Here is a 15,825-nt window from a genome sequence, read left to right as displayed (position 1 = left end):
GCGGACACAAGAGCACGAAGTAAGCCGTAAAGCCATTGCGCAGGGAAGGCCGGGACGCTCCCGCTGTACCTGTATGCTCGTGTGCGTTTCCTTATGCGCACTTTGCACACGAGACCGCGGGTGCAGCCAGCACCCGGTCTTCCCTGCGCCCTCTGTATTTCCAGGGGGCGGGAGATTCTTAGGCCAACCTCGGGCAGCTAATGTCGCGAGATCGCGAACGCATATTCAACTGTCGTCACCCGCGAAGGCGAGGGCTTTGCATAAGTCGTGCGCGAATGATTCTCTTTAGGGGAGAGATTCGCGGGAGAGGCTAATGGCGGAGCGGCAGATCGGGCAGTTGAGCTTTACGGACGGTCTGGTGAACGAAGCCGCGCGGGCCAACGCAGCGTTGCAGCGGATGGCGGAATTGGTGGACTGGCCAGCGGTCGAGGCCTTGCTGAGTGGCTTGCGCAGCGGATCGATGGGGGCACCAGGCTATCCAGCGCTTGCGCTGTTCAAGGCATTGCTGCTGCAGCAATGGTATGGGCTGTCCGATCCCGGGCTTGAGGAGGCGTTGCTGGACCGGCTGTCGTTCCGGCGATTTCTGGGGCTGTCGCTGAGCGAGCCGGTGCCGGATCATTCCACGCTCTGGCGCTTCCGGGAGCAACTGGCCAAGAGCGGTCTGGCTGAACGCGCCTTTGGCCTGATCACAGCGCAGATCGAGAAGTCCGGCTTCGTTTTGAAGCGTGGCACGCTGATCGATGCCTCGCTGGTGCGCTCGGCCGTCAACCCGCCGGAACCACCGGATGGCGCATTGCCACCGGATACTGACGGACGGCCCGCCAGCAAACTGGTCAAAAGCCCGCACGACCCTGACGCCACTTGGACGCGGAAAGAGAACAAGTACTTCTTCGGCTACAAGATGCATGTGGCGATGGACCAGGACAGCCGCATCATTCGCCGCCTCGACTTCACGCCCGCCAACGTCAACGACACCGTGGTAGCCGATGCCCTGATCTGCGGAGACGAGGACACGGTTTATGCCGATAAAGCTTACGACAGCCAGGTTCGCCGAGCGCGACTGAAGGCGATGGGTATCCGTGATGGCATCATGCGCAGGAACGGCCGCTGGCATCGTTTGGGAGCATGGGCCGTGCGTCGGAATGCGGTCCTCAGGCATCGTCGCGCTCCGGTGGAGCCGCTCTTTGCCCTGATCAAGCGTGTCTACGGTTTTACGCGTGCCCGATATCGGGGCCTCCTCCGTAACGCCACCGCATTCCAGCTCGCTGCCGTGGCAATCAACCTCCAACGATGGGCAAGAATGACATCCCAGGCCATCTGAACCGGCCCACGTCCCCCAATCCCTTCGGGGAAATAACCAGAATCCTTGCTCTGGCTCGCCATTCCGAAGCCAGAACAAAATGACCGACTTCCGCAAAGCCCTCGCGAAGGCGGGTGACCCAGTATTCCAGAGACAGCAGTGATTGAACCGATAAGCCGCGGCGTACTGGATCCCCGCCTTCGCGGGGATGACAGCTTCGTAAGTGGCGGGCTGTGTGAGATGACGGTCGGTCGGCTACGCCCCCGCCGGCACCTGGTCGAGGAAGCCGGTGATGCTGCGGATGCGGCCGTCGCTGAGGACTGCGAAATCCGTGCCCTTGATCGGGCTGTCGCCACCGTCGGGGCCGAGGCCCCAGGAGAAGCGGACGTGGTCGCCAAAGCCACTGGGCTCGCCGATCAGCCTGAACCTGAAATCCGGAAATTTTTGCTGCACGCCCGCGATCAGCGCGTCCACGCCGTCATGCCCATCGCCCGACATCAGCGGGTCGATATACCGGGCGTCGCTGGTCCAGTTCTGGCTGAGAATTTCGCGGCGGCGGCTTGGCGTCCGCTCGTTCCACAGATCGATGTAGCTGCGGGCGATTTTGTTGATGTCGGTCATCATGCTCTCCTTCGTTCCGGCCGAATAGGCCGGCTGACCGACTATCGAAAAATCCGACGCGCCAATCGATTACCTCAGAGGTCAAGGATTTCGATTTTGGCAATCATGCGCCTTGCGGATGCGGTGCTGACCTATTTCCGACGATCGATCGGGCTAGGGCCTGCGCTGGATCTGGCGTAAAAGCATGCGACCTCAGCTCTTGCCGTCCTCACCATGGTGGGACGATCAATCGGGGAACGGGCGTGGCAGAGAAACCCAAGAAGCCGGAGACGCCGGAGCAGCATGCGGGCGCCGATTGGGCGCAGCAGGTGTGGCTATGGCCGCTGGAGGCCACGCGGTTGGCGCTCGACAGCTACGCGCAATGGTTCGCTGATCCCAAGCCTGCGCCTTCCCACGCGCCGGAGCAGATGCCGCTCGCCTGGACCACGCCAAACGTTGTGGCGCTGCAACTTCCCTCGATGCGGCTGCGGGCGTTTTCGCGAGGCAATGCGGGGCAGCCGGTGCTGGTTTGCGCGCCTTATGCGCTGCACGGCGCACTGGTCACGGACTTCGCGCCGGGCCACAGTCTGGTAGGGGCGCTGCAACGCGACGGCATGAACCGCATCTATATCACGGACTGGCGCTCGGCCACGTTGGAAATGCGCCATCTGTCGATCGATAATTATCTGGCCGAACTCAATGTGGCGATCGACGAGATCGGCGCGCCGGTCGATCTTGTCGGCCTGTGCCAGGGCGGATGGCTGTCGCTGGTCTATGCAGTTCGCTTTCCCGGCAAGGTGCGACGGCTAGTGCTCGCCGGTGCGCCGGTCGATGTTTCCACGCCGTCCGAACTCTCGAAGATGGTCGCCGCACTTCCGCAGGCGGCTTTCGAGCAGATGGTGCAGCAGGGCGAGGGAATCGTGAGCGGCGAGCACATGCTGCAGTTCTGGAACCCGCCGTTCAGCCAGCATGACGTCGAAGCCGTGCTGCAAAGGAATCTTCGCGATGGATCGGACGAGGCCCGCATGCTGCTGGACCGCTTCAAGCGCTGGGACCGCGAGACGCTGGATCTGCCGGGAGCCTATTATCTCGAGGTGACCGGCCGGGTTTTCCGCGAGAACCAGATCGCTGAGGGGCGTTTCGTCGCGCTCGGCCGCAGGATCGATCCTGCCGAGGTGCGCGTGCCGGTCTTCCTGCTGGCGGGGGAGAACGACATCGTCGTCCCGCCCGATCAGGCGTTCGCAACCGCGCGGCTTTTGGGCACGCCGCCTGCATGGCTGGAACGGGCCTCCGAGCCATGCGGTCACCTCGGCCTTTTCATGGGACGCAGGGCCTTGCGCCATTCCTGGCGCCGGATCGCGCGGTGGCTTCAGGCTGATATCGGCGATGTCACGGGCACACGGATCAGCGCGTGAGAGGCAGATGAAAATGCCCCGGATTGCGCCTGCAATCCGGGGCAGCAAGACGGTTAGCGGCTGGCTGACATTACTTCGCCGCGACGACCATGATCTCGACGTTGTACTGCGGGGCGGCGAGCTTGGCCTCGACGGTGGCACGCGCCGGCGTGTTGCCGGCCGAGACCCAGCCGTCCCACACGGCGTTCATCTCGGGAAAGGTCTTCATGTCGGTGATGTAGATCGTGGCCGACAAGAGCTTCGACTTGTCGGTGCCGGCCTTGGCGAGATGGCCGTCGATGATCGAGAGAATGTCCTGAGTCTGCTCGGTCACGCTTTTGCCGGCGGCCTTGCCGGCAACGACGCCGGCGAGATAAACGGTGTTGCCGTGGACGACGGCCTGGCTCATGCGAGGTCCGGTTTCGAAGCGCTGGATAGTCATATTGTTCTCCTGATAGGGGCGGCGGTTACTTAGCGCGCTCGTGTCCTGTGCGCCACTGCGTTATTTGCATTGAGCTTGGAGCCGCCATGCCGGGACAAGCCCGGCCATCGCGGCGAGAAATCAGGAAGCCGCCTTTGCCGCCGCGCGTCCCGCATTCCTCCCCGAGAACAGACAGCCGCCGAGGAAGGTGCCTTCCAGCGAGCGGTAGCCATGCATGCCGCCGCCACCGAATCCGGCGGCTTCGCCGGCGGCGTACAGGCCCCTGATGATCTCGCCGTTGGTGCCGAACACGCGCGAGTCAAGATCGGTTTCGAAACCGCCCAGCGTCTTGCGCGTCAATATGTGGAGCTTGACCGCGATCAGCGGGCCGTGCTCGGGGTCGAGAATCCGATGCGGCTTTGCGGTGCGGATCAATTTGTCGCCGATGTAGCGGCGCGCATTGTGCAGGTTCATCACCTGCGCGTCCTTGACGTAGGGGTTGGTGATCTCGCGGTCGCGCGCCTCGATCTGCGCCTTGATGTGATCGTGCTTGAGCAGGTCGCTGCCGGCGAGGGCGTTCATCGCGCTGACGAGGTCGCCGAGATTGTCGCGCACGATGAAATCGGCGCCGTTCTGCTTGAACGCTTCCACCGGCGCCGGCGCCCCCTTGTTGGTGGCGCGCTTGATCGTCATGCGCCAGCTCTTGCCCGTGAGGTCGGGATTCTGCTCGGAGCCGGAGAGCGCGAACTCCTTTTTGATGATGCTCTGGGTCAGGATGAACCAGGAGTAATCGTAGCCGGTCGACATGATGTATTGCAGCTGGCCGAGCGTGTCGGAGCCGGGGAAGAGCGGCGCGGGCAGACGCTTGCCCGCGGCGTCGAACCACATCGAGGAAGGGCCGGGCAGGATACGGATGCCGTGGCGCGGCCAGATCGGGTTCCAGTTCCGGATGCCCTCGACATAGTGCCACATCCGGTCGCGGTTGATCAGCCGCGCGCCAGCGGCCTCGGTGATGCCGATCATGCGGCCGTCGACATGTTCGGGCACGCCGGAGATCATGAACTTCGGCGGCGCGCCCAGCCGCTTCGGCCAGTTCTGCCGGACCATGTCGTGATTGCCGCCAATGCCGCCGGAAGCGACGATCACGGCCTGCGCACGCAGCGTGAAATCGCCGACGACCTGGCGCGAGGAACTCTTGCCGCGCTCGACGCTATCGGGCTCGAGCACCGAGCCGCCGACTCCCTCGACCGCGCCGTTCGTCATCATGAGTGTGTCGACGCGGTGGCGGAACTTGAACGTTAACCGGCCATTTTTTTGCGCTTCGCGCGCGCGGCGTTCGAACGGCTCGACGATACCGGGGCCAGTGCCCCAGGTGACGTGAAAGCGCGGCACCGAATTGCCGTGGCCCATCGCGTCATAGCCGCCGCGCTCGGCCCAGCCGACCACCGGAAAAATACGGTGGCCCATCGCACGCAGCCAGTCCCGCTTCTCGCCGGCCGCGAACGCGACATAGGCTTCCGCCCATCGCTTCGGCCAATGGTCGTCGTCGCGGTCGAAGCCCGCGGTGCCCATCCAATCCTGCAATGCGAGATCAAACGAATCCTTAATGCCGAGCCGGCGCTGTTCGGGAGAGTCGACCAGAAACAATCCACCGAACGACCAAAAGGCTTGTCCGCCAAGGCTTTGTTCGCCTTCCTGGTCGACGACAATGACGCGCTTGCCGGCATCAGCGATCTCCGTCGCCGCGACCAGCCCCGCCAAGCCACCGCCGACCACAATTACGTCTGCATCGTCAGCCATCGTTTCCTCCCCCGTGCCGTTTTGATTCAAGCCCGCGTCCTCGCGCGCGGTCAACGGCAATCGGACTCTGCTGTAACGCATCGCCACCTCGGCAAGAGTCGTTTGTTCCAGTTTGGGACCTTTGCGCGCGGCGGGTGCAGCGGCCAAGCAACACTTAATTTGAATTTGTTTTGACTAGCTGTGGCTGCCTAGACAAAATCACGATCTCAAACGACGCTACGCCTTGCATCACGAAGACGATCAGATTCGGTTTCGACATTTTTGGACCTGGGGCGGGATATGAAGCTGGTGACGGGGTTGCTTGCCGCGGTACTGCTGCTGGCAGGAGTGGGGGCGAGCCAGGCAGTGGTGCGGATAGCCGACGATCGCGGCGGCCGGATCGGCACCTATGTCGACAAATACCAGGGCCTGCGCACCTCGGGCGAAACCGTGATCATTGACGGCCTGTGCGCCTCGGCCTGCACCATCGTGCTCGGCGCGGTTCCCCATGATCGGATCTGCGTTACCTCGCACGCCAATCTCGGCTTCCATGCCGCCTGGGATTTCGGCGCCAACGGCCGTGCCATCACCAACCCTGAAGCAACCCAGATGCTGTATTCGATGTATCCGCCGCCGGTACGGAGGTGGATCGCGGCGCGTGGCGGCCTGACCCAGCGCATGCTCTTCCTGCGTGGCAAGCAGCTTCAGGCGATGTACAGGCCCTGCTATCTCGACGCCCAGGCGTCCTCGAACAAGCCCGCTTCGCGCTGAACCGAGCGGGCGTTTCGCCAAAAGTAACGCGGTGGCCGGACTTGTTCCGGCCATTTGCTTTTTTGTGTACCTCTCGCCCGACTTGCCCTCCGCGTGACGTGATGTCGGGCGCGGCCATTCCGCTTGCCTGCATCGGGAACTGGCCCTATCTGAACCCCATGGTTCAGCCGATTTCCACGCAAGTCCGAATGATGGCGGCAGCCCCGCGTCAGGGCAGGGTCGCGTCCGTCATCGTCTGGAGCGCTGCCGGCCTCGGTGCGGTGGCCGTGCTCGGCGCGGCTGCATTGTGGTTCCATTACGGCACCACGGTGTTTTTCGAAATGATCGCCGCCGGCATCTCGGCCTGCTTCTGACCGGGCAATAAGGAATTCCTGACATGGACCGGACCATTCGCCCGCTGGTGATTATCGCTGCCTTCGCCGCGAGCCTCGCGGTCGGGCTGACGATCATGCTGTGGGCAATGGGCGGCTTGCGAACCGTCACGGCGCCGGCCGCGATCGGCGGACCGTTTCAACTGACCGACCAGGCCGGCCAGACCGTCACCGAGCAGAATTTAAAGGGCAAGCCGACACTGATCTTCTTCGGCTTCACCCATTGCCCAGATGTCTGTCCGACCGCGCTGTTCGAGATATCGGAAGTGCTGAAGGCAATGGGCAGCGATGCCGATCGCGTCAACGCCTGGTTCGTCTCCGTCGATCCCGAGCGCGACACGACGGCCGCGATGAAGGACTATCTCTCCAGCTTCGACCCGCATTTGAAGGGGCTGACCGGCAATCCGGAGGCGATCGCAAAGGTGCTCTCGGCCTACCGGGTCTATGCAAAAAAAGTCCCGCTCAAGGACGGCGATTACACCATGGATCACACCGCGCTGGTCTATCTGATGGATCGCGATGGCAATTTCGTAGCGCCCTTCAACCTGAAACGGACGCCCGAGGAAGCCGCGAAGGATTTGAAACGGTATCTCTGAGCGGCAAGCTGGCCGAGGAGCGAAAACGGCCTCGCATCGCGGGCCGGATGGTCTATAAGGCCGTGAAATTCCGCAAAGCCATTGCCGAAGATGTCATATCTTAACGTCCAGTTAACCAATGCAGGACTGCATCGAACCATCAGCACGTGGCTGGTCGGGCTGTCGATCGCGTGCGCGTTGACGGCTGTCGGCGGTAATGCGGCGCAGGCGCAAACCCAACCCCGCACCGCGGTCGAGGCGGCCCCGCAGGCGGTGCCCGGCTTCTGGGACCCGCGGCGGCGCCCGGACCGGCCCGACATGTCGCGCCTCACGGTGATCCGGTTCCTGACCGAGACCGATTACCCGCCGTTCAACTTTACCGGTCCCGACGGCAATCCCGCCGGCTTCAACGTCGATCTAGCGCGCGCGCTGTGCGACGAGATCAAGATTTCCTGCACCATCCAGATGCGCCGGTTCGAGACGTTGGTCGACGCCATCACTAGCAATCGCGGCGACGCCATTATCGCTTCCATGGCTGTGACGCCGGCCCTGCGCGCCCGGCTCGACTTCACCGATCCCTATTACCGCGCGCCGGCGCGCTTCGTGTCGCGGCGCGACGCCGTGATGCCGGAGATCCGCCCGGAATATCTCGAAGGCAAGAAGGTCGGCGTCATCGCCGGCACTTCGCACGAGGCCTATCTGAAGGCGATGTTCACCGACGCCGAGATCAAATCCTATCCCAACGACGACGCGCTGCGGCTGGCGCTCAGGCGGAGCGAGGTCGACTTCATCTTCGGCGATGCGATCTCGCTGGCGTTCTGGATTAACGGCACCGATTCCGCGGAATGCTGCGCCTTTTCCGGCGGGCCCTTCGTCGAGAGCCGCTATTTCGGCGAAGGCATCGGGATCGCGGTGCGCAAGGGCAATGATCTGCTGCGGACGTCGCTGAACTGGGCGCTGTTCCGAATCTGGGAAAAAGGCCGCTTCACCGATCTGTGGCTGCGGTATTTTTCGATCAGTCCGTTTTGACCGCTTCCCGTCATTGCGAGGAGCGAAGCGACGAAGCAATCCATGTCTCAGCAAGCCGTTATGGATTGCTTCGCTTCGCTCGCAATGACGGCTATAACCAGCCGTTTCCCGGCCCCCGGAGAGAGCCATTCTGATGTCCGTCATCGACCATGCCTTTAGCCCGAGCGATTTGCGTGCGCTCGCCGAACAATCCAACGCCTGGCCGTTCGAGCAGGCCAAGACCATTGTCGCGCGGCTGAAGAAAAATCCGAAGGACGAGGTGCTGTTCGAGACCGGCTACGGTCCCTCGGGCCTGCCCCATATCGGCACCTTCGGCGAGGTCGCGCGCACCACTATGGTCCGCCACGCCTTTCGCGTGCTGACCGAGGACAAGATCAAGACCCGGCTGCTCGCATTCTCCGACGACATGGACGGCCTGCGCAAGGTGCCGGACAATGTGCCGAACAAGGAGATGCTGGCGTCACATCTCGGCAAGCCGTTGTCGCGGATACCAGATCCGTTCTCCAACGAGTACCCGTCGTTCGGCGCGCACAACAATGCGCGGCTGCGCGCGTTCCTCGATACCTTCGGCTTCGACTATGAATTCGCCTCGTCGACCGACTACTACACGTCGGGCAGGTTCGACGCCGCGCTGCTGCGCATGCTGGAACGGCTCGACGCCGTCATGAAGATCATGCTGCCCAGCTTGCGCGAGGAACGCGCGGCGACTTATTCGCCGTTCCTGCCGATCTGCCCGCGCACCGGGATGGTGTTGTATGTCCCGATCATCGAGCACGATGTGAAGGCCGGCACCGTCTCCTATGACGATCCCGCGACCAAGGAGCGCGTCACGGTCCCCGTCACCGGCGGGCATTGCAAGCTGCAATGGAAGCCTGACTGGGCGATGCGCTGGTTTGCGCTTGGCGTCGACTACGAAATGGCCGGCAAGGACCTGATCGACTCCGTGAAGTTGTCGGGCAAGATCTGCTCGGCGCTCGGCGGCACGCCGCCGGAGGGCTTCAACTACGAGCTGTTCCTCGACGAAAAGGGCCAGAAGATTTCGAAGTCGAAGGGCAACGGGCTCACCATCGACGAATGGCTGCGTTACGCCTCGCCGGAATCGCTGTCGCTGTTCATGTATCGCGAACCGAAGGCGGCGAAGCGGCTCTATTTCGACGTCATCCCGCGCAATGTCGACGACTATCAGCAGTTCCTCGACGGCTTCACGCGGCAGGATGCCAAGCAGCAGCTCGCCAATCCGGTCTGGCACATCCATTCCGGCAAGCCGCCGAAGGCGGACATGCCCGTCACCTTCCAGCTCCTGCTGACCTTGGTGTCGTCGTCAAATGCGGAGAACGCCGAAACGCTATGGGGCTTTATCGGCCGCTATCGTCCGGGCGTCACGCCGCAAACGCACCCGAAGCTGGACGCGATGGTCGGCTACGCCATCAACTACTATCGCGACTTCGTGGCGCCGACCAAGAAGTTCCGCGAGCCGACCGACAGCGAGCGCGCCGCGCTGCAGGATCTGCGCGACGCGCTGTCGAACATGCCGGCGGGATCGAGCGCCGAAGACATCCAGAACGTGGTCTATGAGATCGGCCGCCGCGAGCCGTTCCTCGATCCTGTCAAGAAGGGCAAGGACGGCCGGCCCGGTGTCTCCCTCGACTGGTTCAACATGCTCTACCAGGTGCTGCTCGGCCAGGAGAAGGGCCCGCGCTTCGGCTCGTTCGTCGCGGTGTACGGCGCTGGGAATGCGGTGGCGATGATCGACGGCGCGCTCGCAAGGAGTGCGTAGCTGTCTCGGTCGTCCCTGCGAACGCAGGCTCAAGGCCGGGACGGCACCGGAGGGCCTGGCTGCGGCTCGGACCCGCAAACCGGGATGGCAGGTCCGCCGCAATTTCAGCCATGGCGGCGCCGGATTGCGCTACACTACTGCGCATAACAGCCGTCAAAGCTCCACCGAGGGGCCAGCAAATAAGCGCATTAGGGAGAAAGCTCATGCAGTTCCAGGTTTCGCCGAAGTCGCTCAGCGAGTACAGCGCCGAGGAATGGCAGGCGCGGGTCGATCTCGCGGCCGCGCACCGGCTGGCCTTCATCCAGGGATTTTCCGAAGGCATCTTCAACCATCTGACATTCGTGGTGCCGGGTAAGAGCGACCGCTACTACCAGATCCCGTTCGGCACGCACTGGTCCGAAGTCACGGCCTCCTGCTTCATGGAAGTCGGCATCGACGACGGCGAGGTCAAAAGCGGCGAAGGCGAGGTGGAGCGGTCCTGCTATTGCATCCACGCGCCGATCCACAAGGCGCTGCCGCAGGCGAAAGCGGTGTTTCACACCCACATGCCGCACGCCAGCGCCCTGACGCGGCTGGAAGACCCCCGCATCAAGGAAATCGGCCAGACCGAGGTCGGACTGTCGGGCGCCATCGCCTATGACGACGAATATACCGGCCCGGCGCTCGATCCGGCCGAAGGCGCGCGGCTCGCTAAAGTTATCGGTGACAAGACCGTGCTATTCATGGCCAATCACGGCATCTCCACCGTCGGCGCGACCGTCGCCGAAGCATACGACATGCTGTATTACGTCGAGCGCGCCGCCCAGGTGCAGATCTATGCGATGTGGACCGGGCAGAAGCTGAAACAGCTCCCTGCGCCTGTGGTGGAAAAGACCAAGCGCGACTACAAGGACGATCATCTCTACAAGGGACCGACTCCCGCCCAGCGGCATTTCGATGCCTTGAAGCGGATGCTGGACCGCAAAGAGCCTGATTACGCGACGTAAGTTACGCGCCCCGGCTCTCCGTCGTCCCTGCGTTCGTATGCGTTCGCAGGGATGACACCGCCCTACTGGCTCGCCCACACGATCCTGGCGATCCAGGCGACGTCGTCGGCCTCAAGCGTGCGATCGGCATGCGCTGGATTGAGCGACTGCAGTTCCAGGGTCTTGGTGGTCCGGCGCTTCAATTCCTTGACCATCAGTTCGCCGTCTGACGTCTTGAGCACCACGCGATCGCCGCGCCGGATCGGCGTGCCCGGCGACACCACGATGATGTCACCGTCGCGATAGGTCGGCCTCATCGCGTCGCCCGAGATTTCCAGCGCGTAGGCATGCTCGTCGCTCGTCGACGGCAGCGCCACCTCGCCCCAGCCCTTGCCGGCGGGAAAGCCGGAATCGTCGAAATGACCGCCGCCGGCCTGCGCCAGGGCGAGCAGCGGCACCGACTGTTGGCTGCGCGTGCCATCGCCGATCAATTGCACGAAGGTCTCGACCGACGAATTGGTCGCGGCCAGCGCTTTGGAAACTGATTCCATTGACGGCCAGCGTTCGCGGCCATCGGCGGCGATGCGTTTGGATTTGTTGAACGTGGTGGGATCGAGGCCGGCGCGCTTGGCAAGACCCGAGGGTGACATGCCGGCACGTTCCGCCAGCCGGTCGAGCGCGGTCCAGATCTGGCTGTGGGTCAGAATGCGTTGCGCCTTGGCCTGTCTGGCCATCGAAAATCCCTGAAGCGATCTAGGAATTATTGCCTCATTTGGCCGGCTCGCGCAAATTCTTCCAGCCGAAGTCTGTAACCGCAGCGCTTGAGTTAGGCGCGAGCCGCCTTTACGGTCGGCCGCCAACCCGGCCATTTCCGGGAAAATCCCAAGAGACTCAACGACAAGCAGGAAGTCCGGAAAGCCGTGCCCACGATCTATAAAATCACTCCCGCCTCGGCTTGGCGCGAGGCCGAACGGCAGGGCGTCTACCGGGGAAGTAGCGACGATCTGCGCGACGGCTTCATTCATTTTTCGACCGCGTCCCAGGTCGCCGAGACCGCGCGCAAGCATTATTTCGGCCAGACCGCACTGTTCCTGGTCGCGGTCGACGCCGACGCGCTGGGGGATGCGTTGCGCTGGGAGCGTTCGCGCAACGACGAGCTGTTTCCGCATCTCTACGGCGAACTCGATCTCGGCGCGGTGACCGGCATTCTCAACATGCGCGCGCGATCCGATGGCACGCACGACATTCCGGAGCTACTCCCGTGATCCGCGCTTTCGACGCCTTCTCGCTGCCGCTGTTGCGCTGGTTCGATCCGGAGGACGCGCATCGCATGGCGATCCAGGGCCTGCGGCTACTGCCGTCGGTCAGGCCGCGCGCCGACGACCACAAACTGGCGGTACGCGCCTTCGGCTTGAATTTTCCCAATCCGATCGGCATGGCCGCGGGCTTCGACAAGAGCGCGGAAGTGCCCGACGCGCTGTTGCGGCTCGGCTTCGGCTTTGTCGAGATCGGCACGGTGACCCCGAAGCCGCAGGGCGGCAATCCGCGGCCGCGGCTGTTTCGGCTCGAGCGGGATGAAGCCGTGATCAACCGCATGGGCTTCAACAATGACGGCGCCGAAGCCGCATTGCGCCGGCTGGCGGCGCGCGCCCACCATGGCGGCATTATCGGCGTCAATGTCGGGGCGAACAAGGATTCCTCCGACCGTGTGGCCGATTATGTCAAGCTGATCGAGACCTTTGCTCCGGTCGCGAGCTATTTCACCGTCAACGTCTCCTCGCCGAACACGCCGGGCCTGCGCAATTTGCAGCAAGCGGCAGCGCTCGACGAACTGCTCGCCAAGGTGATCGATGCGCGCGAACGGGTGCGGAAGAATGCCGGGGATTCGCCGGTGCTGCTGAAGATCGCGCCCGATCTCAGCCTCGCCGAACTCGACGACGTCGTGCACATCGCGCGCTCGCGCCGCGTCGACGGCATGATCGTCGCCAACACCACGCTGGCGCGCCCTTCGATACTGCGCGAACAGGCCCGTGCGAAAGAGCAGGGCGGACTGTCCGGACGGCCGCTGTTTCGACTATCGACCCGCATGGTGGCGGAGACCTATGTCCGCACCGAGGGCGCGTTTCCGTTGATCGGCGTCGGCGGCATCGACTCCGGCGGCGCGGCGCTGACCAAAATCCGCGCCGGCGCCAGCCTGATCCAGATCTATTCGTCGCTGGTCTACAAGGGACTTGGTCTCGTCGACGACATCAAAAACGATCTCGCCTCGACCTTGCTGCGCACGGGGCGTGATTCGCTGTCGGAGATCGTGGGCGCGGATGCAGCGACGATTACCGCCGAGGACTGGCCGGTGAGGTAGGCTCTTCGCGCAAGCGCCTCCCTGGCCCTCAGCCCGACCTTCTCCCCGCAAGCGCCGGGCGAGGTCGCGCTTCTCATCCAAACGACTTCCTCAACAGCGCCGGATACCGCAGCGCCTCTAACCCACCGCGCGCGGCGTAATGAACCAGTAGCGCGCCCCACAGTCCGGCATTGCCAAACGAGCGCAGCGCAAACCACGCGGTGAGGAAGATCACCAGCGAAGCCACCATCAGATTGCGCATGTCGCGCGCCCAGGTGGCCCCGATGTAGATCCCGTCAAAGGCAAAGGCGAACACGCCGAGCAACGGCGCAAAAATCACGAACGGCAAATAGTCGCGCGCGATGCGCCGCACCTCCACGCTTGCCGTCATCATGTCGACAAACGCGGGCCCGAACAGCAGGAAGAAGGCGGCGACCGCGAGCGCGAAGCCAAAGCCCCACATGACGACGAGCTTGACGGCGCCTGCGAAGGCCGCCTTGTTGCGGGCGCCATAGGCCCGGCCGCAGAGCTGCTCGGCGGCGTTGGCGAGGCCATCGAGGAAAAAGGCGCCGAACAGCAGAAAATTGTTCAGCACGGCATTGGCGGCGAGCGTCAGGTCGCCGGCGCGCGCCCCCTGTGCGGTGAAGAACAAAAACGCCGCGATCAGCGACGCGGTGCGGATCATGATGTCGCGGTTGACCGAGAGCATGCGCATCAGCTTGGCCGGATCGAACAGCATCGCGCGGGAAACCCCGAATTGCCCTTTCGAAAGCCGGCGGGCGATCTGCAATCCGAGCATCAGGCCTGCGGCTTCCGCGATCAGCGCGGCGATTGCAGCACCGGCAATTCCGAAGTCGAGCGCCAGCACCAGCACGACGGTCGCCGCCACGTTGATGAGATTGATCGTGATCTGCGTGCCGAGCGCCAGCTTGGCCCGGGCCTGCCCGACCAGCCATCCCAGCACCACATAATTGCCGAGCGCCAGCGGCGCCGACCAGATCCGGATGACGAAGTAGGTTTTCGCTGCGAGCGTGACGCTCTCACTGCCGCCCATGGTGTTGAGCAGAACGGTGGCGAGCGGGATCTGCAGAGCGATCAGCGCCGCGCCGACCAGTGCCGCCACGATCAGCCCGCGTGCCAGGATGGCGCGTAGCTCCGTCGTCTCGCCGGCGCCGAGCGATTGCGCCGTAAAGGCGACTGTGCTCATGCGCAGGAACCCGAACAGCCAGAACATGCAGTCGAACAGTACCGAGGCCAAGGCCACGCCGCCGAGCAGCGTGGCGTCGCCGAGCCGCCCGATCGCCGTGGTCGAGACGATACCGATCAGCGGCGTGGTCAGGTTTGCGACCATCGCGGGACCCGCGATCGCAAGCACCTGTGCCGTGGTGACTTTCGACGGAGCTAGGGGCGAATGCATACCTAGAGCTCGACGACCATGCCGTCATGGGCAGCGGTATAGGGCAGTTCGCCCAGCCGCCCGAGCATGTCGTCGCTCATATGCGTGAGCACCAGCCGTTTCGGGTTGATCTCGGGCAGATGCGCTGCGAGCGTTTTCAGGCTCAGATGGTTCTTGACGATCTTGTCAAAGTAATATGCCTCGGCGACGAACAGGTCGGCGTCGCGCCCCGCCGGGATCAGCGTCTCCGTCCACTCGGTGTCGGCGCTGTAGGCGATGACGCGGCCCTCCGCCTCGACGCGATACGCCAGGAATGGCCCACCGGATTCGCCATGAACGACGGGATAGGGCGTGACTTTGACGTCGCCGAACGTGCGGCTTTGCTCCGGTTCAAGCGCGACAACCGAGAGATCAAAACGCTGTCTTGTCTTCGATGAATGCTCGAACAGCGCTTCCATCAGGCTAGCGAGTTTTGTCTCGGTCCCTTGCGGGCCGGCAATGACGAGCGGGCGCGAACGTCGTGTGAACTGCGCATCCAGCAGCAGGAACGGCAGGCCGCCAAAATGGTCGCCGTGGAAATGCGTGATCAGGATCAGATCGATCTCGTCGCGCGCAATGCCGAGCCGCTTCAGCGCCGGCAGCGACGACGCGCCGCAATCGATCAGGAAATTGACGCGGCTACCCGTGACGTGAAAGCAGGTGTTGTACCTGCCACCGGAGCCGAGCGCATCGCCGCAGCCGACAAATCGCAATTGCATCGGCCGCCACCGCCCAACGAGTAACTATCGCCCGCGCGGGGCGCCGAACAGCCGCGACAGCAGCCAGATCGGGACCACTATCACAGCGCCGAGCAGGAAGTAGCGCCACAGCCAGTTGACGGCGTCGAACCCGAGATCCCACAGCCGCTGGAACAGCATGCGGATGCTGTGCAGGATATTCCAGGGATCGAACCCGATGGCGGCGAGCACCACGCCGACCAGGATCGACAACAGGATCAGCCGGAACGCCACCGACAGCGGCGAGCCGCCGAGAAAACGATACAGGCCGTCATGGCTGGCCGGCAGGTCTCGGACGTCGTTGGGCATCGGTTTCTCCTTGCGGGTCGTCCG

At 63.6% G+C, this 15,825-nt stretch carries 17 protein-coding genes; 10 read left to right on the top strand and 7 right to left on the bottom strand.

Annotated features, from left to right (window positions below; genetic code table 11):
• Positions 1 to 313 precede the first annotated feature (313 nt).
• The gene (locus CQ13_RS29015) at positions 314 to 1,321 is read left to right on the top strand and encodes an IS5 family transposase (protein WP_057846240.1); all 1,008 of its coding nucleotides are present in this window, start codon (positions 314 to 316) and stop codon (positions 1,319 to 1,321) included.
• A gap of 234 nt (positions 1,322 to 1,555) precedes the next feature.
• On the opposite strand, the gene CQ13_RS29010 is transcribed toward CQ13_RS29015, so the two are convergent.
• Positions 1,556 to 1,921 carry a nuclear transport factor 2 family protein gene (locus tag CQ13_RS29010; RefSeq protein WP_057846248.1) on the bottom strand — a complete coding sequence of 122 codons (366 nt, stop codon included), beginning with the start codon at positions 1,919 to 1,921 and terminating at the stop codon, positions 1,556 to 1,558.
• A 242-nt stretch (positions 1,922 to 2,163) separates the two neighbouring features.
• Between CQ13_RS29010 and CQ13_RS29005 the strand changes: the two genes are divergently transcribed.
• Positions 2,164 to 3,315 carry an alpha/beta fold hydrolase gene (locus CQ13_RS29005; RefSeq protein ID WP_430649720.1) on the top strand — a complete coding sequence of 384 codons (1,152 nt, stop codon included), beginning with the start codon at positions 2,164 to 2,166 and terminating at the stop codon, positions 3,313 to 3,315.
• Positions 3,316 to 3,385: 70 nt separating this feature from the next.
• Here the strand turns inward: CQ13_RS29005 and CQ13_RS29000 are convergent, their stop codons facing one another.
• Both CQ13_RS29000 and CQ13_RS28995 read right to left on the bottom strand, forming a co-directional pair.
• Positions 3,386 to 3,736: a RidA family protein gene (locus tag CQ13_RS29000; protein ID WP_028347975.1), complete on the bottom strand. Its 351-nt coding sequence runs from the start codon at positions 3,734 to 3,736 to the stop codon at positions 3,386 to 3,388.
• A gap of 120 nt (positions 3,737 to 3,856) precedes the next feature.
• Positions 3,857 to 5,515 (bottom strand): FAD-binding dehydrogenase, encoded by a 1,659-nt coding sequence (locus CQ13_RS28995; protein ID WP_057846246.1) that lies wholly within the window; start codon positions 5,513 to 5,515, stop codon positions 3,857 to 3,859.
• A 279-nt stretch (positions 5,516 to 5,794) separates the two neighbouring features.
• On the opposite strand from CQ13_RS28995, the gene CQ13_RS28990 reads away from it, so the two are divergent.
• From CQ13_RS28990 to CQ13_RS28965, 6 genes are all read left to right on the top strand, one after another.
• Positions 5,795 to 6,265, top strand: a complete 471-nt coding sequence (locus CQ13_RS28990; protein ID WP_057846239.1) for a hypothetical protein — start codon at positions 5,795 to 5,797, stop codon at positions 6,263 to 6,265.
• A gap of 101 nt (positions 6,266 to 6,366) precedes the next feature.
• Positions 6,367 to 6,618: a hypothetical protein gene (locus CQ13_RS28985; RefSeq protein ID WP_245309397.1), complete on the top strand. Its 252-nt coding sequence runs from the start codon at positions 6,367 to 6,369 to the stop codon at positions 6,616 to 6,618.
• Positions 6,619 to 6,641: 23 nt separating this feature from the next.
• The gene (locus CQ13_RS28980; RefSeq protein WP_057846238.1) at positions 6,642 to 7,232 is read left to right on the top strand and encodes an SCO family protein; all 591 of its coding nucleotides are present in this window, start codon (positions 6,642 to 6,644) and stop codon (positions 7,230 to 7,232) included.
• 90 nt (positions 7,233 to 7,322) lie between these two features.
• A complete protein-coding gene (locus CQ13_RS28975) occupies positions 7,323 to 8,240 on the top strand; it encodes a transporter substrate-binding domain-containing protein (RefSeq protein WP_057846237.1) in 918 nt (305 codons plus the stop codon).
• 133 nt (positions 8,241 to 8,373) lie between these two features.
• Complete coding sequence (locus CQ13_RS28970; protein ID WP_057846236.1) at positions 8,374 to 10,017, top strand: lysine--tRNA ligase; 1,644 nt, start codon at positions 8,374 to 8,376, stop codon at positions 10,015 to 10,017.
• Positions 10,018 to 10,220: 203 nt separating this feature from the next.
• Entirely contained in the window at positions 10,221 to 11,003 is a 783-nt protein-coding gene (locus CQ13_RS28965) for a class II aldolase/adducin family protein (protein WP_057846235.1), read from the top strand.
• A gap of 62 nt (positions 11,004 to 11,065) precedes the next feature.
• On the opposite strand, the gene CQ13_RS28960 is transcribed toward CQ13_RS28965, so the two are convergent.
• The gene (locus CQ13_RS28960) at positions 11,066 to 11,716 is read right to left on the bottom strand and encodes a S24 family peptidase (RefSeq protein WP_197427476.1); all 651 of its coding nucleotides are present in this window, start codon (positions 11,714 to 11,716) and stop codon (positions 11,066 to 11,068) included.
• Positions 11,717 to 11,902: 186 nt separating this feature from the next.
• Between CQ13_RS28960 and CQ13_RS28955 the strand changes: the two genes are divergently transcribed.
• Both CQ13_RS28955 and CQ13_RS28950 read left to right on the top strand, forming a co-directional pair.
• Positions 11,903 to 12,247: a DUF952 domain-containing protein gene (locus CQ13_RS28955; RefSeq protein WP_057846234.1), complete on the top strand. Its 345-nt coding sequence runs from the start codon at positions 11,903 to 11,905 to the stop codon at positions 12,245 to 12,247.
• Positions 12,244 to 13,341 (top strand): quinone-dependent dihydroorotate dehydrogenase, encoded by a 1,098-nt coding sequence (locus tag CQ13_RS28950; protein ID WP_057846233.1) that lies wholly within the window; start codon positions 12,244 to 12,246, stop codon positions 13,339 to 13,341. The genes CQ13_RS28955 and CQ13_RS28950 overlap by 4 nt, the downstream gene beginning before the upstream one ends.
• A 73-nt stretch (positions 13,342 to 13,414) precedes the next feature.
• Here the strand turns inward: CQ13_RS28950 and CQ13_RS28945 are convergent, their stop codons facing one another.
• From CQ13_RS28945 to CQ13_RS28935, 3 genes are read right to left on the bottom strand one after another with little or no spacing between them, the layout of a single operon-like run.
• Positions 13,415 to 14,737, bottom strand: coding sequence for an MATE family efflux transporter (locus CQ13_RS28945; protein WP_057846232.1), 1,323 nt, complete (start codon positions 14,735 to 14,737; stop codon positions 13,415 to 13,417).
• A 2-nt stretch (positions 14,738 to 14,739) separates the two neighbouring features.
• Positions 14,740 to 15,474, bottom strand: coding sequence for an MBL fold metallo-hydrolase (locus tag CQ13_RS28940; RefSeq protein WP_057846231.1), 735 nt, complete (start codon positions 15,472 to 15,474; stop codon positions 14,740 to 14,742).
• 24 nt (positions 15,475 to 15,498) lie between these two features.
• Positions 15,499 to 15,801, bottom strand: coding sequence for a DUF6460 domain-containing protein (locus CQ13_RS28935; protein WP_057846243.1), 303 nt, complete (start codon positions 15,799 to 15,801; stop codon positions 15,499 to 15,501).
• Between the last annotated feature and the right edge of the window lie 24 nt (positions 15,802 to 15,825).

Source organism: Bradyrhizobium retamae (assembly GCF_001440415.1).
Taxonomy (GTDB): Bacteria; Pseudomonadota; Alphaproteobacteria; order Rhizobiales; family Xanthobacteraceae; genus Bradyrhizobium; species Bradyrhizobium retamae.
The sequence above is the reverse complement of the archived record's forward strand: the minus strand, read 5'-3'. Positions and strand labels throughout refer to the sequence as shown.

Bases quoted from the DNA above. Each gene is read 5' to 3' on its own strand.
- CQ13_RS29015 (WP_057846240.1), top strand. From the start codon at position 314: ATGGCGGAGCGGCAGATCGGGCAGTTGAGCTTTACGGACGGTCTGGTG.
- CQ13_RS29010 (WP_057846248.1), bottom strand. From the start codon at position 1,921: ATGACCGACATCAACAAAATCGCCCGCAGCTACATCGATCTGTGGAAC.
- CQ13_RS29000 (WP_028347975.1), bottom strand. From the start codon at position 3,736: ATGACTATCCAGCGCTTCGAAACCGGACCTCGCATGAGCCAGGCCGTC.
- CQ13_RS28995 (WP_057846246.1), bottom strand. From the start codon at position 5,515: ATGGCTGACGATGCAGACGTAATTGTGGTCGGCGGTGGCTTGGCGGGG.
- CQ13_RS28990 (WP_057846239.1), top strand. From the start codon at position 5,795: ATGAAGCTGGTGACGGGGTTGCTTGCCGCGGTACTGCTGCTGGCAGGA.
- CQ13_RS28985 (WP_245309397.1), top strand. From the start codon at position 6,367: ATGTCGGGCGCGGCCATTCCGCTTGCCTGCATCGGGAACTGGCCCTAT.
- CQ13_RS28980 (WP_057846238.1), top strand. From the start codon at position 6,642: ATGGACCGGACCATTCGCCCGCTGGTGATTATCGCTGCCTTCGCCGCG.
- CQ13_RS28975 (WP_057846237.1), top strand. From the start codon at position 7,323: ATGTCATATCTTAACGTCCAGTTAACCAATGCAGGACTGCATCGAACC.
- CQ13_RS28970 (WP_057846236.1), top strand. From the start codon at position 8,374: ATGTCCGTCATCGACCATGCCTTTAGCCCGAGCGATTTGCGTGCGCTC.
- CQ13_RS28965 (WP_057846235.1), top strand. From the start codon at position 10,221: ATGCAGTTCCAGGTTTCGCCGAAGTCGCTCAGCGAGTACAGCGCCGAG.
- CQ13_RS28960 (WP_197427476.1), bottom strand. From the start codon at position 11,716: ATGGCCAGACAGGCCAAGGCGCAACGCATTCTGACCCACAGCCAGATC.
- CQ13_RS28945 (WP_057846232.1), bottom strand. From the start codon at position 14,737: ATGCATTCGCCCCTAGCTCCGTCGAAAGTCACCACGGCACAGGTGCTT.
- CQ13_RS28940 (WP_057846231.1), bottom strand. From the start codon at position 15,474: ATGCAATTGCGATTTGTCGGCTGCGGCGATGCGCTCGGCTCCGGTGGC.
- CQ13_RS28935 (WP_057846243.1), bottom strand. From the start codon at position 15,801: ATGCCCAACGACGTCCGAGACCTGCCGGCCAGCCATGACGGCCTGTAT.